Source organism: uncultured Polaribacter sp. (genome assembly GCF_947503855.1).
Lineage (GTDB): Bacteria > Bacteroidota > Bacteroidia > Flavobacteriales > Flavobacteriaceae > Polaribacter.
Genome location: NZ_CANNFF010000003.1, coordinates 272,108 through 290,171, shown reverse-complemented (window position 1 = coordinate 290,171; position 18,064 = coordinate 272,108). Strand labels below are relative to the sequence as shown.

The following is an 18,064-nucleotide window of genomic DNA, read 5'->3' as shown; positions in this document are numbered from 1 at the left end:
TTCTGATTCTATTTTATTATAATTTATTCAATAATCACAGAAATTTTAAACCTGTCTAAAAATTTATAAATGATTAAAAGATATCCATTCATATTATTTTTTTTTGTAACCGTTTTTTATGGATGTGGGTCATCTTCAATATTAAAAGTAACCGATTTAAAATGTGAATATCGAACAAACCCTTTAGGAATAAATAACAGAAGCCCAAGATTAAGCTGGAAACTTATTGATAAAAACAAAAGTAGAGGCCAAAAACAAACTGCCTATCAAATTTTAGTGGCAAGTTCTTTAGAGAATATAGAAAACAATTTTGGTGATGTTTGGGATTCTGGAAAAATAGAATCCAATCAATCTGTTAATGTAAAATACAATGGGAATGATCTGGCCTCTGCACAGCAATACTTTTGGAAAGTAAAAACTTGGGATGTATCAAGTACAGTTTCCAATTGGAGTGAATCAGCAAATTTTTCAATGGGTTTATTAGATAAAACCGATTGGAAAGGCGAATGGATTTATAAAAAAGACCAAAATAAAAAAGATCATAATTGGTACAGAAAGAATTTTTCTTTAGGTGATAATCCAAATGCCGCATTTATATATGTAGCATCTTTTGGTTATCACGAAGTTTATGTAAATGGCAAAAAAGTAAGTAATGCTGTAATGAATCCAGTATATTCTTTTGTAAAAAAACGCTTGCCTTATTTAACTTATGATATCAAAAAACACCTAAAAAAAGGAGATAATGTCATTGGAATTTGGCATGCCGCAGGATGGGCGCGTTGGGGAAGAGTAAAAGCATATTACGATGCTCCTTTTGTTTTTAAAGCACAGGCTGATATCAATATTGGTGATAAAAATATAATATTAAATACTGATGCTTCTTGGAAATGTAAAAAAAGCTATAGCGCCTATGTTGGACGTTGGGATATTAAAGATTTTGGTGGAGAAATTATAGATGAACGTCTTCGAGAGGAAGATTGGAATATGGCTAACTATGACGATTCTAATTGGCAGAACGCAGTAGTTTTTGATAATGATGACGCAAAAGAAGTTGGGGTTTCCAATGTAAACCTTGGCCCTAAAGGAGCTATTGTGGTGCCGAGTACAGATGCAAATCCACCAACAAGTAAAATTACAGCAATACTTAGCGCTCAAATGGTGGAGCCACAAGTAAAATATAAAGAAATAAACCCAATAGGCGTTCAAAAAGACAAAAAAGGAAACTATGTGGTTGATATGGGCGAAAACTATACTGGTTTTTTCGAAATGAATTTATTTAACGGAAAAGAAGGAGATACCATTACGTTTAAAATAGCCGACCGTAAAGTTGTAAAATCGTCTTGGAATCAACGTAGTAAATATGTGTTTGATAGCACAGGAACAGGGCATTTTACAAATCGTTTTAATTTGGCAGGTGGTCGCTGGGTAACCATTAGCGGAATTAATTACAAACCGGAATTGAAAGATATTAAAGGTTATGTAATTACCAATGATAGAAAACAAATCAGTCAGTTTAATAGCTCTAGCAAACTTTTAAATCAAATTTATCAAGTCAATTTAAATACCTACATCGCCAATACGATTGATGGTATTTTGGTAGATTGTCCACACCGTGAACGTCGTGGTTGGGGAGAAGTTACTGTAGCTGCTATGTATGGTGATGCATTACCCAACTTTGAAAGTGGGGCGTATATGACACAATATGCACAGTTTATGCAAGATGCACAAGCTGAGGATGGAAAAATGCGAGCGGTAATTAATGGTGATGATTTTGAGTTCTTAATGTGGATGGCAAACAGCCCAATTACCATTTGGGAAACGTATAGAATGTTGGGTGATAAAAAACTATTAGAAAATCATTATCCAACCCTACAAAAATGGATGCAATGGTTATACGAACATTCGGATTATGAAACTGGTGGCGCATTAAAAATTGGAACGCGAGGCTCTTTAGAATTCCCTGGTTTAGGCGATTGGTGTACGCCTAGAGGTAATTTTTGGACGTCTAGCAACTCGCCAGAATCTGCACATTTTAACAATTGCGTATATGCGTTTATGCTAGAATCCGCTTTGAATATTGCTAAAACATTAGACAAAACAGAAGATGCTGAAGTTTATAAAAAACGTTTAGAGGTACAGCGAAAAGCCACACATAAAAATATTTACGATGCTAGTACAGGAAAGTACGGACCAGGATATCAAGTAAATCAAGCATTTGCATTACTTTCTGGTGTTGCTCCAGATGCTGAAAAAGAAAAAGTGTACAATAATTTAGTAGACCAAGTACTTTACAAATTTCCGTATTATGACACAGGAAGCTCAGGGCAAGCATTATATACGCGTTATTTTACAGAATACGGAGAGCGTATGGACTTGATTTATGAGTTATTAAAAGATAAGAGACACCCAAGTTATGGCTATTTTATTGAACAAGGAAAAACGGTTTGGCCAGAGCGATGGTCTGCTATTGGTAACAGTCAAATTCATACCTGTTATACAGGTATTGGTGGGTATTTTATAAAAGGGTTTGCAGGAATTCGTCCAGATACTGAAAAACTGGGAATGCAGCATTTTATTGTAAAACCATCGCCTGTTGGCGATTTAAAATTTGCCAATACAAGTTATCAATCTATGTATGGAACTATTGTTTCTAATTGGAATAAAGCCTCAGAAAACTCCACATTTCATGTTGAAGTTCCTGTAAATACATCAGCAAAAATATATATTCCTGCAACTAAAAAAGAAGTTGTCTTAGAAGGTGAAGGTTTAGCAGAACAATCAAAAGGAGTTACCTATATTGGCTCAGAAAAAAGTGATGCTGTTGGGATTTATATCATCTACGAAGTAGGTTCTGGTGTTTATAATTTTAAAGTTTCAGAATTACCAAAAGTAAATTATCCTGACCCCATAAATAAACCCTATAATTTAGCATTAATTGGGCGTATGAATGGCTCTTCAATGACCATTCAATCTGAAAAACTACCTGTTTTTGAAGCGTTTAGAGCAAATGATGAAAGTTTAGAAACGCATTGGAAATCTAAAACTACATCAAACGAATGGTTGGAGATTGAATGGTTTAAACCACAAACCTTTAATACCATTTTACTTCAAGAAGAAGGAAGTAATATTTCAAATTATACACTTCAATACTTTAAAAATGGTAAATGGAAAGATATTGCAAATGGAACTTCCTGTGGGTCTAATAGAACTCATGAGTTTAAAGCAATTACTGCATCAAAATGTAGGTTGATGATATCAGAAGCAAAGCAAAAACCAATGATTTCTGAATTTCAGATTTATAAGAAATAAATAAAAAATAGAGCATAAACTATCTAATGAAACTTAAAGTCCTTTTAATTTTAGTGTCTTTTATAATATCAACTAAAGATACTTTCGGTCAATCCAAAGAATCTACTATCAGTTGGGATAAGGCTGATTGGATAGGATACACCAAAGACAATCGATTAGAAAAATGGTCTACAAGAGATTTTGTTAGAAATCAGCCTCCAATGGATATCAATACTTGGCAACCAACTTTAAAAGAGTTGAAAGCTATAAAACGTAAAGCACATCCATCAGTATTACTTAGAAAAACATTTGAGATAACCAAAGAAATTGCATTTGCAGAAATTATAATTTGTGGTTTAGGATTGTATGAATTACATCTTAATGGAAATAAAGTTGGAGACAGAGTGCTAGATCCTGCACAAACGTCTTATGATAAACGCGCTTTTTTTGTGCGTCATAATGTTACAAAACTTTTAAAAGAAAATAACGGATTAGGAATTATGTTGGGCAATGGTTTTTATGGGCAAAATATTGCCTTTTGGTCTGGACTTGCTTATGGAAAACCACGCGCTATTATGGTGCTTGATATAAATTATAAAGATGGTACATCAGAACAAATTGTAACCGATAAAAGTTGGAAAGCACATAACAGTCCTATTCTTTTTGATAATATTTTTCACGGAGAAACTTATGATGCCAGAAAGGAAATTAAAAATTGGTCTAGTTCTAATTACACAGATACTACTTGGAATTCTGTAGAGCTAATGAAAGCACCAACTACTAACTTATTGGAGCAACAACTGGAACCAATGCGAAAAGTTAGAAAAATTGTACCAGTCGCAATTTTACCAGCAGAAAAAGGTTGGATAATTGATATGGGGAAAAATATGACAGGTTGGTTGCAAATAAGGGTTCAAGAAAAGGAAGACACAGAAATTAAAATGCGTTTTTCAGAGCATTTAATGCCCGATAAACAAAATATAGATCCAGCTTCAACAGGCATTCACGTTACCGGAAATACGCAAACAGATATATATATTGCTAAAGGTGATGGCGTTGAGACTTGGGAGCCTCGTTTTACCTATCACGGTTTTCAATACGTTCAAATAGAAGGTTTACAAAAGAAACCAACACTAGATCAATTTACAGGTTGGTTGGTTCGTTCTGATGTGGAAAGAATAGGAACGTTTAAATGTTCTAATTCACAGATTAATAAATTCTACGAAACTTCTATGTTAACCATAGAAGATAATATTCAAGGTTTGTTAAGTGATTGTCCCCATAGAGAACGTTGTGCATGGATGGGGGATGCCTATGTAGTTGCAGAAGCAGCAAGTTTTAATTTTGATTTACAACGTCTATGGCAAAAAACGGCAGACGATATGCAAACCGTCTTGGGCGTTTCTAAAGCACATTTTAAAGATCCTTTTCCTTATGATAAAAGAGCGCCTGCAAATGTGTCTGTTGGTAAACGTTTGAACTTGCAATCAAGACCAGATTGGGGTGCAGCCACAGTAATGATTCCTTATTTTTCTTATGTTTATTATGGCGATACAGCTATTGTGAAAAAATCTTGGAATATGATGCAAGGTTGGATGGCGTATTTAGATGAAAAGGTACAAGAAAAAGGCATTATAAATGGTGGTTATGGAGATTGGTGTCCTCCTGGAGGAAACCCAAATATGGATACTCCACCAGCACTAACATCAACAGCATTGTATTATCAATCTTTAGTAGCGATGCAAAAAATGGCAATTTTATTAAATAAAGACCAAGTTGCTGTTGAATACGCCAAAAAAGTACAGTTTGTTAAAAAAGCTTTTCATAATGAATTTTTTAATGAAGAAACCAATTCTTACGGCTCGCAAACAGGAAATGCGTTTGCATTGTATTCAGAATTAGTTCCTGAAAAGAAAAAGCAACTAGTTGCAGATAATTTGGCGCAACTTATTATGAAAGATAAAGATGGTCATTTTACCACAGGAATTTTTGGACATCGTGCTTTGTATACAATGCTAAATGATTTTAGGCATAGTGAAGTAACCCAACACTTATGGAAAATTATAGATTATCCTAGTTTAGGTTTCGTGACTGAGGAACATAATTTAAGCACTTGGCCAGAATTGATTGCCAATTGGGATAAATCAAAACGCTATTATCGTAATTCTTTTAATCACCCTATGAATAGTGGTTTTGCTGCCAGTTTTCACGAAAGTCTAGGGGGAATTCGTCCTGATGAAAACAATCCTGGATTTAAAAAATTCTACTTACAACCTACTTTTTTAGAAGGTTTAGAATGGTGTGAAGTGTCTTATAAATCTCCTCAAGGAAAAATTCAAAGTAACTGGAAGAGAAATTCAGAAAGTATTATTTGGTCAGTCACAATTCCAGAAAATTCAGTTGCAATGGTAAAATTACCAATGTATAATTCAAAAGAAATTAAATTAAATAATAAAAAAATTAAAAGCAATAGGTTTGAGTTAACCTCAGGTAAATATGATATAATTATTAAATAATTCAATGAAACATTAAAAATCATATGAAAACCAAACACAAAAAAAATATATTTTTTACAATATTGTTAAGTATTAGTATGCAAAATGTATTTGCGCAAATAATACCATACGATTTAAAATTAGAATATCGATCAAACCCTGAAGGTGTTGATGTTAAACAACCTCGTTTTTTTTGGAAACTAAAGTCTGAAGAATCTGGTCAGTTTCAAAAAGCCTATCAAATAATAGTTGCTACTTCAAAAGAAAAAATAGAAAAGAATTTAGGAGACGTTTTCCATTCTAAAAAAGTAAAAAGCAGTCAATCTACTCAAATAGAATATCAAGGGATACCATTAAAATCAACATCAGAATATTATTGGAAAGTAAGAGTTTGGGATAAAAATAATAGCGTTTCAAAATGGAGCAAAACAGCTACTTTTTCAACAGGTTTATTTAAGGAAAACGATTGGAAAGGAGCACAATGGATTGCTTGGAAAAAGCAAGATGAATGGGCAACTGAATGGTGGCGAAAAAAAGAAGTTGAATCTAAAGCCATCGAGTTTCAATTACCAAGTTATTTTGGAGCCCATTTAAATATGTTTGAACGATATCATTTCTTTGATGACAAAAAACACGATGCAGCACCCCTCTTACGTAAAGGCTTTAATGTAAAAAAGAAGGTTAAAAGTGCTAAAGCATACATCAGCGGAATTGGATATTATGAATTGTATATCAATGGTAAAAAAATAGGGAACTCTGTTTTAGATCCTGGTTGGACCGATTATCGCAAAACAATTTTATATGCCACACACGACATTACAAAAGAGGTAAAAAATGGCGAAAATATGGCTGGTGTCATGTTAGGGCGTGGTTTTTATGGAATGATGGCTTACGATCATTGGGGATTTTATAAAAAAAGTGGTTGGATTGGTCAGCCAAAATTAATTTGTCGTATTAAAGTTGAATATGAAGACGGAACTACAAAAGATATTGTTAGCGATTTAAGCTGGAAAGTCACAGGCGGTCCTGTAGTTTACGATGGTCCACACATGGGCGAAATTTATGATGCTACTAAAGAAATTGAGGGTTGGAGTAAAGTTGGTTCAGATGATTCAAGTTGGGATACTGTAAACCCAGCACCACATCCTGGAGGAGAATTGGTTTCTCAAATGAACGAACCTATTCGAGTTACCAAAACATTTCATCCAATTGCTACAAAAAATTCAAGTAGAGGCCAATGGTTTGATGTAGGTACAAATATGTCTGGTTGGGTACGTTTACGCATCAAAAATGCTAAAAAGGGCCAACGTATTACTATTTATTTTGGAGAAAATGAAGATCCTATTACAGTAAGTCAACCAGGAGGACTTCAGCAAATGGCCTATGTTTGTAAAGGTGGTGGTGTGGAGTATGCCGAATGTCGCTTTTCATATAAAGCTTTTCGCTATATCAAAGTAAAAAGTTTTAGAAAACTAAAGTTTAAATTAGAGGATGTAGAAGTAAAATATGTGCATTCTGATGTACCAAGAGTTGGATATTTTGAATCCTCTGACAAAACCGTAAATGCAGTACACGACATCTGCAGAAAATCTTTGATTTTTAATTTACACAGTATCCCTACAGATTGTCCACATCGTGAAAAAAACGGATGGTTGGGTGATGCAGTTACAGGAATGGAATTTGGTATGGCTAATTACGATTTAGCTGCATTAATGACAAAGTTTACAAGAGATATTTTTGATGGACAAGATAAATTTGGTGGAATTCCTGCAATAGTTCCTGCCAATTATTATGGTCCAGGAAAATCTAGTTTGTGGTCATCTGCAGGAATTCATATTCCTTGGTATATGTACCAATATTATAACGATACACGTTTGTTTGATTTGTATTGGGATAAAATGATGCTTTTTATAAAACGCTCATGGGAGTTCAATAATATTCCCGAAAAAGATGGGATGTTTAAAGAACGCTTTAATGATTGGGTTACGCCTTATGATGCTACCTATAAAGGACGAGGTAAACCTGGAGGAAATGAAGTAATTGCCTCTATGAACTTTTATTTAGTATTAAAACGTATGGCCTATATGGCTGATAAACTAGGAAAAAAGAAAGATAAAAAGCGATTAGAACAACAAGTAGAACGTATTCATAAAGGTTTACAAAAATGGGCTTTTGATGAAGAAAAAGTAGAATATGTAGGGTTAAAACCATTTCATGAATTTTTACCTGTTGTAAATATCTTGGCATTAAATTACGGCATTGTCCCAGAAAAATATAGAGAACAATTAGAAAAAAAGGTAGTAAATAATATTGTAAAAGAGAAAGACCATCATTTATGGGGTGGTGTATTTACTGTGCATTCTGCGTATGAATATTTACCCAAAAATGGTTATGCAGATATGATGCATAAGGTAGTTGTAAATGAAGAATGGCCATCTTTTGGATGGATGATAAAAAATGGTGCTACAACATTGCCAGAAGGTTATAAATTCACGTCTTCAAACATTCATCATTTTATGGGCGCTGTAGATAATTTCTTTTACAGACACATGGTAGGTATTAATGTAGATGAATCCAATCCTGGGTTTCAAAACATCATTTTAAAACCCAACTTTATAAAAGCAATGGATTTTGCCAAAGCAAGCTATAATTCTATTCATGGAGATATAAAAGCGGAATGGAAAAAGGTTTCAAATAAAGTTTACGAATATAAAATAGAAGTTCCTGTTAATTGTAGCGCACAAGTTATTTTGCCCAATGTAAAGTATAAAGTTAAGTCAGGAAAATATAGTTATCGAATTGAATTATAATAGAGTCATTGAAGTCTGTTTTTAAAAATAAATAATATAATAATGGAAAAAAGTTTAAATTTTAAAATGTTTTGGTTTAATACCAAATTAAGTCTTTTAGCAATAATATTTATTTTGCTAACAAGCTGTCAAAGCAAAAATTCCCATATTTCTATTTCAGATTTACGTTGCGAATACCGAGTAAATCCTTTAGGAATAGATAATGCAAGTCCTAGATTAAGTTGGAAATTACTAGAAGACAATCAAACCAGAGGACAAAAACAAACCGCTTATCAGGTTTTAGTTGCTAGTAGTTTAGAAAATTTAAAAAATAATACTGGCGATGTTTGGGATTCTGGTACAGTAGATTCTAATCAATCTGTAAATGTTACTTATGCTGGTAATGAATTGCAATCTGCAAAACCCTATTTCTGGAAAGTAAAAGTTTGGGATAAAGATGGGAATACTTCTAATTGGAGTGAGCCTGCCAAGTTTTCAATGGGATTGTTAAAGCAATCAGACTGGAAAGGTGATTGGATTTTAAAATCCGATCAGAAAAAAACAGATCATAATTGGTACAGAAAAAATTTCGAATTAAAAGACAATGTAGAATCTGCTTTTGTATTTGTAGGCTCATTTGGCTATCACGAATTGTATGTAAATGGAGAAAAAATCACCGAAAATGTAATGAATCCAGTATCTTCTTTCATGAAAAAGAGAATCCCCTATTTAACCTACAATGTAGCGGATAAACTAAAAAAAGGAAAAAATACAATAGCCATTTGGCATGCTTCCGGCTGGTCACGTTGGAGACGTTTAAGAGAATACCGCCTTATTCCTTTTGTGTTTAAAGCACAAGCAGAAATTGTAGCTGCAGGAGAACAAATCACCCTAAAAACAGATACCTCATGGAAAACAAAGAAAAGCTATTCAGAGTATTATGGCGATTGGGATATTTTGCGTTTTGGAGGTGAAACTATTGACGATAGCAAACGCGAAGATGATTGGAATACTCCTGAATATGATGATAGTAATTGGATGAATGCAAATGTTTACAATCACAAGGAATTAAACTCCAAAATACCTGAAGGAAATAACATCAGTTTTGCTTTAAACAGTAGAGAAGATAGATCGTTAAGGGCTTTATATACCCCAATAAAAGCAAAATTAAGTGCCCAAATTGTAGAGCCTCAAGTAAAATTTAAAGAAATTAAACCTAAAAGTGTTAGACTTTATAAAGATAAGACTTGTGTTATAGATATGGGAGAAAACTATACAGGTTTTTTCGAAATTGAACTATATCATGGTAAAGAAGGAGAAGAGGTTACTTTTGAAATAAGTGATCAGTTAGGGCAAGCTTCTAGTTGGAACCAAAAAAGTAAATACATTTTTGGAAAATCTGGAAAAGGGAAATTCCAAAATCGATTTAATGTAGCAGGAGGGAGATGGATAACAGTACATGGTTTAAAATATCAACCTAAATTGTACGATGTTAAAGGGTTTGTAGTAACGAACAATAGAAAACAAATTAGCAAATTTGTATCTTCGAGTGAGCAACTCAATCAAATTTATCAAGTTAATCTTAATACCTATTTGGCAAATACTATGGATGGTATTTTGGTAGATTGTCCACACCGCGAGCGTCGAGGTTGGGGTGAAGTTACCGTAGCGGCCATGTATGGAGACGCTCTTCCTAACTTTGAAAGTGGCGCGTATATGGATCAGTATTTACAATATACCAGAGATGCACAATTATCTGATGGTCAAACTAGAGCCGTTATAAACGAAGAAGACCGTCCGTTTTTAATGTGGAAAGCCAACAATCCATTAACGGTTTGGGAAACCTACAGAATGTTAGGTGATAAAAAAGTGTTAGAAGACAATTACCAATCCATGCAAAAATGGATGACTTGGTTGTACGAGCACTCAAATTCTAATACAGGAGGGGCTTTAAAAATTGGACAACAAGGCAAAAGAGAAATGCCAGGTTTAGGAGATTGGTGTACGCCACGTGGTAACTTCTGGACCAGTAGTAACTCTCCAGACGCAGCACATTTTAACAATTGTTTGTACGCTTTTATGTTAGAAAATGCGATGCATATTGCAGAGGAGTTAAACAAAACTGAAGATGCTAAAATCTATAAAGACAGATTAAAAATTCAGCAAGAAGCAACCCATAAACTGTCTTACAATTCAGAAACTGGTCAATATTTAAAAGGGTATCAGGTAGATCAAGCCTTTGCCTTAGTATCCGGTGTTACACCAGAATCTGAAAAAGAAAAAGTAGAAGCGAGTTTAGCAGATAATGTTTTATATAAATTTCCGTATTACGATACAGGAAGTTCTGGACAAGCTTTATATACACGTTATTTTACCGAATATGGAGAGCGTATGGATTTAATTTATGAGTTGTTAAGAGATAAACATCACCCTAGTTATGGATATTTTTTAGAGCAAGGAAAAACAGTGTGGCCAGAACGTTGGTCAGCAATTGGTAACAGCCAAATACATACGTGTTATACAGGAATTGGTGGCTATTTTATCAAAGGTTTTGGCGGAATTCGACCAAATCCAGAACAATTGGGTATGCAAAATATGATTATCAAACCAGCACCTGTTGGCGATTTAACGTTTGCAAATACAAGCTATGAATCCATGTATGGAAACGTAATTGTTAACTGGAAAAAAGAAGGGAAAGGTGCAACATTTCATATAGAGGTTCCTGCAAATACGAGTGCAAAAGTATATGTACCAGCAATTAGTAAAGACAAAATTCAAGAAAATGGGGTTTTAGCAGAAAATGCAGAAAACATATCTTTTGTAGGAACAGAAAAAAGTAAAGCCGTTGGTAATTATGTAATTTATAATGTAACATCTGGTGTTTATAATTTTAAGGTTGATGAATTGCCGATAACTCAATTTCCAGCACCTTTACAAGATTTAAAAAACTTAGCTAAATTAGGCAGAATGAATGCGTCATCGATGTTTATTAAAACTGAAAAACTACCCGTTTTTGAAGCATTTAGAGTAAATGATGAAGATGACCAGACACGTTGGTTGGCTACCGAAACTAAAAATCAATATTTGGAAGTAGAATGGGTGAAACCACAAACGTTTAATCAAGTTATTGTTGATGAATTTGAGAATAATATCACTTCTTATAAATTACAATATTGGGAAAATGATGAATGGAAAGATATCGTAGAAGGAACAAGTTGTGGCGCAAATAAAAGTCATCAATTTGATGCAATTCAAACTACAAAATGTAGGTTATTTATTGTTGATGCAAAGCAAGTACCATCCATTAAAGAATTAAAGATCTCACTTTATAAAAAGTCGAACTAGTAAAATAGGAGTAAAACTTTTTTATAAAGTAGGAAAAGTCATTTAAGATAAAAAAAAGACTAGAAAATTATAAATTAAATACAGTGAAAAGTAATTTAATATTTATCATATTAATACTGCTTTTATTTTTAAGTTGCTTAGAAAAAAGCGGAAGCAATCTAGAAAGTCCTTATGACTTATCTGTTTCTGAAGGATTTCAAAATCCTTTAGGTTTTCATGATAGTATGCCGTCTTTTTCTTGGAAATTACCTAAAACAAGTGCTGTAAAAAAACAAAATGCATATAGCATTGTAGTAGCTTCAGCCCCAGATTTATTACCAGATTCTCCTGATGTATGGTCTTCTGGAAAAGTGATGTCTAATCAATCTGTTTTTGTAAAATATACTGGAAATCCGTTAAAATCAAGGCAAAAAATATATTGGCAAGTATGTTATTGGGGTTCAGAAAATAGTGTTTCCGATTGGAGTGAAATTTCCAGTATAGAAATGGGCTTACTTTATAATGTGGATTGGAAAGCAAAATGGATAAAAATTCCCGATCCTAAAGTGTGGGATACTACAAGATACGGCACACGTTTGTTTAGACCACAATATTTGAGAAAAGCATTCAATATAGATGCCGATATTAAAAAAGCACGTTTATACATTACCTCTAAAGGTGTTTTTAAACCATACATTAATGGTGCAAAAATTACTGAAGATGTATTAACACCAGGGTGGACACCTTATCGTAAACGTATAGAAACTTTAACTTATGATGTTACAGAAGCATTAAAAAAAGGAGAAAATACCATAGGAATGATTTTGGCTGAAGGATGGCATTCAGGGCGTTTTGGTCCACGTAGGCGATGGGATACCGTAATCGCAACACCGCGAGCCATATGTCAATTAGAAATTGAAGACGCCAAAGGTAAATTGAAAACGATTACGAGTAATAACAGTTGGAAAGCCACAAGAAATGGCCCTGTAAGAGTTGCTGGTTTATATGATGGCGAAACATACGATGCTAATTTTGAACTATCAAATTGGAACCAACCTGATTTTGATGATGCTTCTTGGGAGAGCGTTATAACAGAAGAAAAAGATTCAACAACAAAACTTTTTCCCAAAAAACACCCTACAATAAAAAATAAGCAAAGCCTATATCCTGTTAAAATGAAGGTTCAGAAAACGAATCAGGTTTTATTCGATTTGGGTCAAAATATGGTAGGTGTAGTAAATTTAAAAATTCCAGTAAAAAAGGGTGATACTATACAATTAAGACACGGCGAGATGCTGAATTCTGAAGGTAAATTATTCACTAAAAATCTTGGGTCTGCAAAAGCCACAGATTATTACATAGCAAAAGAAGATAATACCATTTCCTGGCAACCAAAATTTACGTTTCATGGTTTTCGTTATGTCGAAATAAGTGGATTTCATAAAGAATTCACTCCTCAAAAATCTTGGGTTACAGGCATCGTACAACATTCAGATTTTGATATGTCAGGACACTTTAAATCTTCCAATACAAAACTAAACCAACTACATAGCAATATTCAATGGGGATTAAGAGGAAATTTTTTCGATGTGCCTTTAGATTGCCCGCAAAGAAGCGAACGTTTAGGATGGACAGGAGACGCACAGGTTTTTATCCCAACATCTTTATTTTTAGCTGATACGCATGCCTTTTGGTCTGCGTGGTTAAATAGTATGAGAGAAGAGCAATTTAATAATGGCGGTATTCCTGTGGTGGTTCCAAACTTTACTGGAAATTTTGCTCAAGCAGGTTGGTCTGATGCTTGCACTATAGTACCTTGGGAATTGTATTATAGAACTGGAGATATTAAGGTGCTTGAAGACAACTATGATATGATGCAAAAATGGTGCGATTATCATACTTCAGAAGCAACCAATAATATCAGTCACATGTCTACGGTTGGCGATTGGTTGCAACCTTATTCACAACAAAAAGATGATAGAAGAGGAGATACTCCAAACACACTCATATCAACCGCTTTTTATGCCTATTCAGTGCAGTTAACCATGAAAAGTGCAGCAATTTTAGGATTAGAAGACGACGCGAATTACTATCGTGAATTGTTAAGTTCTATAAACCAGGTTTTTGAAAAAGAGTATTTTGATAATAACGGACAAATAAAAGCACCTTATACCCCAACGCAAACAGGCTATCTTTTAGCACTTGGCTTTAATTTATTATCTCCAAAAACGGCAAATCAAGCTATAAACCATTTAGTTAAAGAAATAGCAGCCACACAAAATCATTTACGTACCGGGTTTATCGGTACACCGTTGTTAGCTTCAGTTTTAGATAAATATGGACAAACCGATTTGCTTTATGACATTTTATTCAAAGAAACCTATCCTTCTTGGTTTTACAGCATCAACCAAGGCGCTACCACCATGTGGGAACGATGGGATGGTTACACCCACGATAAGGGGTTTGCCAATAGAGCATTATCTTTTAATCACTACGCTTACGGAGCTATTGGACAATGGTTGTACGAGCGTACTGCAGGTATTGCGCCATTAGAAGCTGGTTATAAAAAAATACGATTTGCACCATTACCACATCAAACCCTTACAGCAGTAGCTGCAGATTACGAATCCAATTATGGTAAAATTACGTCGAAATGGAAGTTTGAAGGCGATGATTTTATATATAACATCGTAGTACCACCAAATACTTCGGCAAATGTCGTGCTGCCTATGTTTAATAAAACACCTCATATTACCATGAATGGAAAAAAAATCGACGTCACTATCAAAAACGAAAATGTAAACATAGATAATGTGCAAAGTGGGGCATACGAATTCATCTATAAGAATACCCACTAAAAAAAGTATAGGATTAAAATAGAATATTAAAAAATAATAAAAATACAGATACATGTTTTTAAGTAAAAATGTAAAATTATTAATGCTGTCATCAATCTTTATATTGATGCTTTGGTCTTGTGAAAATTCAAAAAACTACGAGATTGTAAAATCAGGCTTTGTAAAACCTACGGAAGATAATACGATATGGTGTTATTGGTATTGGATCAACGACGATATCTCTAAAGATGGAATTACCAAAGATTTATTGGCGATGAAAAAAGCGGGTATTGGAGGGGCGCTAATTGGTAACATCAATCCAGCACATAGAGATGGAAAAGTACCCATGCTTAGTGAAGATTGGTGGTCTCATATGGTACATGCTGTAGAAGAAGGTAAACGAATTGGGGTAGATATTGGGGTATTCAACTGCCCAGGATGGAGCCAAAGTGGTGGACCATGGGTAGATTATAAAAAAGCCATGCGCTACCTAACCTATAGTGAAACAAAAGTTATAGGAGGAAAAACAGTTAATATAGCATTGGCTCAGCCTAAAAAAGAATTTCAAGACACCCATACGCTTGCTTTTAAATCCTCAGATTTAGAAGAAAAGAGCACACAGCATATTCCAACAAAAATAACTGCCAATTGGCAAGATGTTAATGTAAATGTTTTAAACAATGGGAATAAGAAAGACGATACCAGTTTCGAGCCAAAAAAAGGAGAGACTTTAGCCATTAATTTTCAACTTTCAGAACCGATTACAACACGTTCTATTACTGTAATCCCGAGCAGACCATTTAAATGTAAGATGAGCCTTTTTGCAGTTGTAGATGGTAAAGAAAAACTCATTAAAGAGTTTCAATTCGACCGTTTTCGTATTACACCTAATGTAGCCTCTATTGAAACAGGAGATTTTGCTACTGTGTTACCAGAAACAAAAGCACAGCAGTTTATATTAAAATGCACCAACTTTAGAACGAAGCGAAAAGCAGGTTTTGGTTTTGCTGAAATTACGATTTCCGAAGCATTGGTATTAGACAAATATATAGAGAAACAATTGGGTAAGATGAATTCTACACCAGGTATTAAATGGGATTCTTACATCTTTGGCAATCAAGACGAAATTAAAGATAAAGGCCTGTCTATAAATCCAGATACTATTATTGATTTAAGTAATAAACTTGATGAAAATGGGAATTTAACTTGGGATGCACCAAAAGGCAACTGGACAATTATGCGTATGGGAATGACGCCAACAGGTACAAAAAATGCACCTGCTGCACCTCAGGGTGTAGGCTATGAAATAGATAAAATGAATAGCGATTTGGCACAATACCATTTTGATAATTTTGTAGGCGAGTTGTTAAAACGTATTCCTGAAGAAAGCAAATCAGCGTTTAAATATGTTGTAGCCGATAGTTACGAACAAGGCTCTCAAAACTGGACGGATGGATACGAAGTAAAGTTCAAAGAAAAATACGGCTATGACCCTGTGCCATTTTTACCAGTACTATCTGGTAGAATTGTAGGAAGTGTGGAGTTATCCGAACGTTTTCTGTGGGATTTGCGTCGTTCTATTGCAGATGATGTCGCTTACGAATACGTTGGAGGACTGCGAAAAGCAAGTAATAAACACAATTTAAAAACTTGGTTAGAAAACTATGGGCACTGGGGATTTCCAGGAGAATTTATGATGTACGGAGGGCAATCTGATTTAATTTCTGGAGAATTCTGGAACGAAGGAACACTGGGTAATATCGAGTGCAAAGCGTCCTCATCAACAGCACATACCTACGGAAAACCAATTACGTCAGCAGAAGCCTTTACTTCCTCAAGAAGAGCCTATTTAAGACATCCAGCCATGCTGAAAAAGCGAGGCGATTGGGCATTAACAGAGGGTATCAATCACTTTGTACTACATTTGTACATTCAGCAACCCGACGACAATCGCAAACCAGGGATGAATGCTTGGTTTGGTACCGAGTTTAACCGCCATAACACCTGGTTCAGTCAGGCAGACAGTTATTTCGATTATCTACGTCGTTGTCAACACTTATTACAACAAGGAAAATACGTTGCTGATGTATGTTATTATATAGGAGAAGATGCTCCAGTTATGACGGGTGTGCGTCAACCAGAAATTCCAAAAGGCTATTCTTACGATTACATCAACGCAGAGGTTATTCTAAATAGATTGTCTGTAAAAGATGGACGATTTGTGTTGCCAGAGGGCATGTCGTATAAAGTGATGGTATTGCCACCATTTAAAACCATGCGTCCAGAATTATTAGCTAAAATTGAACAGTTGGTGCAACAAGGTGGAACTATTTTAGGACAAAAACCTGAAAAATCGCCAAGTTTACAAAATTATCCAGAAAGCGACGAAATCGTTAAAACCATTGCCAACAAAATGTGGAGTGGTACCTACAATCAAGGTAAAATGGATAAAGCATTCGGTAAAGGTAAAGTGTTAGACGGTTACGAATTATCGGAAGTATTTGCAAAGCTAAAATTAGCAGAAGATGTGAACGTTTCTGACGATGCACCTGTGTTATGGACACATAGAACTACGCCAGAAATGGATATTTATTTTATTACAAATCAAAATGATGAAACCATAGAGTTATCTCCAATTTTTAGAGTACATAAAGATTTGAAACCACAACTTTGGGATGCAGTTAGTGGAGAAATCAGAGCATTACCAAAGTTTGAAATCACGAAAACGGGAATAAAAGTACCTTTACAATTAAAAGGAGCTCAGAGTTGGTTTATTGTATTTGCTAAAGACAATAAGCTATTAGAAAAACCGGCGAGTACAGAAAATTTCCCTGCATTTGAAACAGTAAGCGAATTGAAAAATCCGTTTACAGTAGATTTCTCAAATAAGGAAATCGGTCCTAAGGAACCTATCGTTTTTAATACTTTAGAGGATTGGTCTACATCAGAAAACGAGCAAATTAAATATTATTCTGGTACAGCAACATATACAACCACATTCACAATAGATAAACTCCCTAAAAATAAAGTGTTTTATTTGAATTTAGGAAAGATTTCTGTGATGGCTAAGGTAAAGCTAAATGGAAAAGATATGGGAGGGCTTTGGATAGCACCTTATCGTTTAAACATTTCAGAAGCATTAAAAAAAGGAGAAAATCAATTGGAGATAGAAGTGGTTAATTTATGGCGAAATCAATTGATAAAAGACAAACAACGATCAGAAAATGAAAAATATACTTGGTTAGTTATAGATGATATCAAACCGAAATCAAAATTACAGCCTTCAGGATTATTAGGTCCGGTAAGTATTGAAACGACTAAACAATAATAA

Annotated in this window: 6 protein-coding genes; all 6 read left to right on the top strand. The window is 34.3% G+C overall.

Annotated elements, in window-relative coordinates; translation table 11 throughout:
- Window positions 1–69 precede the first annotated feature (69 nt).
- A complete protein-coding gene (locus Q0662_RS04175; RefSeq protein WP_298947436.1) occupies window positions 70–3,309 on the top strand; it encodes a family 78 glycoside hydrolase catalytic domain in 3,240 nt (1,079 codons plus the stop codon).
- A 26-nt stretch (window positions 3,310–3,335) separates the two neighbouring features.
- Window positions 3,336–5,804: a family 78 glycoside hydrolase catalytic domain gene (locus Q0662_RS04170; RefSeq protein WP_298947434.1), complete on the top strand. Its 2,469-nt coding sequence runs from the start codon at window positions 3,336–3,338 to the stop codon at window positions 5,802–5,804.
- A gap of 77 nt (window positions 5,805–5,881) precedes the next feature.
- Window positions 5,882–8,593, top strand: coding sequence for a family 78 glycoside hydrolase catalytic domain (locus Q0662_RS04165; RefSeq protein ID WP_298947432.1), 2,712 nt, complete (start codon window positions 5,882–5,884; stop codon window positions 8,591–8,593).
- Between the two features lie 42 nt (window positions 8,594–8,635).
- A complete protein-coding gene (locus Q0662_RS04160; RefSeq protein ID WP_298947430.1) occupies window positions 8,636–11,917 on the top strand; it encodes a family 78 glycoside hydrolase catalytic domain in 3,282 nt (1,093 codons plus the stop codon).
- 83 nt (window positions 11,918–12,000) lie between these two features.
- A complete protein-coding gene (locus Q0662_RS04155; protein WP_298947428.1) occupies window positions 12,001–14,754 on the top strand; it encodes a family 78 glycoside hydrolase catalytic domain in 2,754 nt (917 codons plus the stop codon).
- A 52-nt stretch (window positions 14,755–14,806) separates the two neighbouring features.
- On the top strand, window positions 14,807–18,061 hold the full coding sequence (locus tag Q0662_RS04150; protein ID WP_298947427.1) for a glycosyl hydrolase: 3,255 nt from the start codon (window positions 14,807–14,809) through the stop codon (window positions 18,059–18,061).
- Window positions 18,062–18,064 lie beyond the last annotated feature (3 nt).

What these genes read in the sequence shown, in the direction of transcription:
- Q0662_RS04165 (WP_298947432.1), top strand. Translation starts at nt 5,882, where the DNA reads ATGCAAAATGTATTTGCGCAAATAATACCATACGATTTAAAATTAGAA.
- Q0662_RS04150 (WP_298947427.1), top strand. Translation starts at nt 14,807, where the DNA reads ATGTTTTTAAGTAAAAATGTAAAATTATTAATGCTGTCATCAATCTTT.
- Q0662_RS04170 (WP_298947434.1), top strand. Translation starts at nt 3,336, where the DNA reads ATGAAACTTAAAGTCCTTTTAATTTTAGTGTCTTTTATAATATCAACT.
- Q0662_RS04175 (WP_298947436.1), top strand. Translation starts at nt 70, where the DNA reads ATGATTAAAAGATATCCATTCATATTATTTTTTTTTGTAACCGTTTTT.
- Q0662_RS04160 (WP_298947430.1), top strand. Translation starts at nt 8,636, where the DNA reads ATGGAAAAAAGTTTAAATTTTAAAATGTTTTGGTTTAATACCAAATTA.